This is a genomic window from Streptomyces ossamyceticus (assembly GCF_001418475.1).
GTDB classification, from domain to species: Bacteria; Actinomycetota; Actinomycetes; order Streptomycetales; family Streptomycetaceae; genus Streptomyces; species Streptomyces ossamyceticus.
This window is the reverse complement of sequence record NZ_LIQX01000745.1, coordinates 1-2,996: the sequence shown is the minus strand read 5'-3', so window position 1 is coordinate 2,996 and position 2,996 is coordinate 1. Positions and strand designations below refer to the sequence as shown.

At 72.4% G+C, this 2,996-nt stretch carries 4 protein-coding genes; 2 read left to right on the top strand and 2 right to left on the bottom strand.

Annotation, left to right across the window (positions count from 1 at the left end; translation table 11 throughout):
- A partial coding sequence (locus AOK15_RS37930; protein ID WP_157870492.1) for a GntR family transcriptional regulator occupies positions 1-327 on the bottom strand: 327 nt, incomplete at its 3' end.
- Positions 328-362: 35 nt separating this feature from the next.
- On the opposite strand from AOK15_RS37930, the gene AOK15_RS37925 reads away from it, so the two are divergent.
- Together AOK15_RS37925 and AOK15_RS37920 are read left to right on the top strand one after the other, a co-directional pair.
- Positions 363-1,049, top strand: a complete 687-nt coding sequence (locus AOK15_RS37925) for a pyridoxamine 5'-phosphate oxidase family protein (protein WP_055523342.1) — start codon at positions 363-365, stop codon at positions 1,047-1,049.
- Positions 1,049-1,705, top strand: coding sequence for an FMN-binding negative transcriptional regulator (locus AOK15_RS37920; protein WP_055523340.1), 657 nt, complete (start codon positions 1,049-1,051; stop codon positions 1,703-1,705). Before AOK15_RS37925 ends, AOK15_RS37920 begins: the two co-directional genes overlap by 1 nt.
- Positions 1,706-1,867: 162 nt before the next feature.
- Here the strand turns inward: AOK15_RS37920 and AOK15_RS37915 are convergent, their stop codons facing one another.
- Positions 1,868-2,881 (bottom strand): EamA family transporter, encoded by a 1,014-nt coding sequence (locus AOK15_RS37915; RefSeq protein ID WP_055523338.1) that lies wholly within the window; start codon positions 2,879-2,881, stop codon positions 1,868-1,870.
- Positions 2,882-2,996: the final 115 nt, after the last annotated feature.

Genomic DNA, 2,996 nt, shown 5'->3' with positions numbered 1-2,996 from the left:
GGTCGAGGTGCCGGACGGGGTCCGGACCTCGCGGACGGCAATCCGCACCCCGTCCGGCACCTCGACCCGGATGTACTCACGCCCGGTGGTGGCGGGCCTCGGCCGCACACGACTCCCCCGCCGCCCGGCGGTCTCGATGACCCCACGCTCGCGCAGTGTGCGATAGGCGGCCGCGACCGTGTTGGGGTTCACCGCCAACCGTGCCGCCAACTCCCGCATGGGAGGCAGCAGCTGACCCGGCTCCAACTCCCCGGCCCCCACCGCGCGCTCCACGCTGGCCGCGATCTCGGCTGCACCCCGACCAGCGATTGTGTATTCTCCTAGCACAAAGCCGATTATGCACTAGTGCAATGGAGAGCGCAATGACGGGGACCCCGCAGTCGACGACACCGACACCGGCCGCCTACGCCGCCACCGACCGCACGGTCCCCACCCGGTCCTCGGACCGGGCCTCGTACGACAAGGAGACGGTGCACGCGATACTCGACGAGGGGTACGTCTGCCACCTGGGCTTCGTCCGGGACGGCGCGCCGGTGGTGCTGCCCACGCTGTACGGCCGGGTCGGCGAGACGCTGTACGTGCACGGTTCGACCGGGTCGCGTCCGCTGCGGATGACGGGTAAGGCCGACCCCGGCCTCCCGGTGTGCCTGACGGTCACCCACGTCGACGCCCTGGTCCTGGCCCGCTCCGGCTTCCACCACTCGATCAACTACCGCTCCGTGGTCGTGCACGGCCTCGCCCACCCGGTCACCGACCCGGAGGAACGTCGGATCGCCCTGGACGCGCTCGTGGACCACGCCGTCCCCGGCCGCTCGCGGGACTCCCGGCCCGCCAACGCCAAGGAGTCCGCCGCGACCGCCGTGATCAAGCTCGACCTGAACGAGGTCTCCGCCAAGGCCCGTACCGGCGGCGTCAACGACGAACCCGAGGACCTCACGCTCCCCCACTGGGCCGGTGTCGTCCCCCTGCGGAAGGGGTACGAGGCTCCGATCCCGTCGCCCGACCTGGCGCCCGGCGTCGAACTCCCCGAGTACCTCAAGAGCCTGTGATGCTGATCCACCCCTGGGACGCCCCGCGCGACGACAGCGAATGGAGGCGCTGGCTCGGCGCCCACGACTTCGGCCAGCTCGCCGTCAACGGCCTGCCCGGCGACCCGCCCCACGTCCAGCCGATGCACTTCTCCTACGACCCCGACGAGGGTGAACACGGTGTCGCGCTCGCCCATCTGGCCCGCCCGAATCCGCTGTGGCCGGCACTGGAGGCCGCGCCCGACGTCCTGCTGAGCGTCGTGGACGATTACGTCTACATCCCCGGCCCCTGGCAGGCGCCGCCGGACGCCCCGCCGGACCACGGCACTCCGACCAGCTTCTACGCGGCGGTCCAGCTCCGCTGTACGGCGCACGTCATCGACGACCCGGTGGAGAAGGCCGCTCTCCTCAACCGCCAACTGGCCCACTTCCAGCCGGAGGGCGGCTCCGCCACGGCGACCGCCGACGAGGCGCCCTACGGCCGCCTGCTCCCCGGCATCCGGGGCCTGCGTCTCGAAGTGACCTCTGTGCGCGCCAAGTTCAAGTACGCCGCCCACCGCCCCGAGGAGGTCCAGGACCGCATCGTGGCCGGCCTCACGACTCGGGGCAGCCCGGGCGACGCGGCAGCCCGCACCCACCAGCTGAACCGCCGGGGCATCTGGCCACCGGCGAGTTGACCCCACCCGAACAGCGAACCAAGCACGAACAGCGAACCAAGCACGAAGGACGAACCAAGCACGAAGAACGAGCCAGGACCGAAGGACGAGCCAGGACCGAGGGACGCACCGGGGCCACGCGCACCACCACAACCACCCCTCGGCCCGCTCCCCCGCCCACCGTCAACGGCGGCCGGCGGCCACTTCGCCCCGCTCGACAGCCTCCCCGCCGGACGCCACGACCTCAGCCGCTCCGGCCGCCCCCTTCCCCGGCACGGACCGCTGCGCCACGAACGCCCCCACCAGGACGACCGCCCCGCCGATGACCTGCGGCGCCGACAGATGCTCACCGAGCAGCACCCAGGCGAGCACGGTCGCGATGACCGCCTCCAGACACGCGACAACACCCGCCACCTGCGGGGACAACCGCCGTACGCTCACCACCCCGGTGACGTAGGCGAGCACCGTGGCGATCAGCACGACCCACCCGAGCAGCAGCCAGGCCGGCACCGGTCGGCCGTCCATGTGGGCGCTCCCCCCGAGCACCGACCAGTCCATGCCCCAGGGCCGGGCCACCACGGTGAGCACCGCCGTGCCGACGAGCAGTCCGTAGGCGATGACGCCGAGGGGATCCGGCGCCTCGTCCCCCGCGTCGCTCCCCTGGTCGGAGAGGACGAAGTACCCGACCTGACAGCAGGCGGCGCCGAGCGCGAGCAGCAGGCCCAGCACGTCGAAGCTCAGCCCCGCCCACACCTCGACGACGCAGGCGAGTCCCCCGACCGCGAGGACGACCCCCACGGCGGCGGTCCGGGTCACCGGCCGCCGCTGCACGAACCGCACCCACCCGAGCACCATCGCGGGAGCGAGGTACTCGACGAGGAGGGCGACCCCGACGGGGATCCGGGAAATGGACGCGAAGTAGAAGGCCTGCACACCGGCCACGGCGAGCAGCCCGAACCCGGCGAGCAGCGCGGGCCGCCGCCGCACCAGATCCCGATGCCGCACGGCCAGCGGCAGCATGACCAGCGCGGCGCCCGCGACCCGCAGCCACACCACGTGCAGCGGGTCGAGGCCCGCCTCTATGAGTGGCTTGGCCGCGGGGCCGGACCCGCCGAAGGCGAACGCGGACACGAGCGCGAGCCCCAGCCCCATGCGCCCGCTCTGCCCCTTGCTGCTCTGAGACGTATGCACCGGCACATGATGACAGGCGAGAACAGGAGCGTCACCCCCCATTGCTCCTGTCTCACCGCTCGGACACCCGACGAACCCTCAACCCTCGAATCCACCCCCGGACCCCGCACCCCGCAGACCC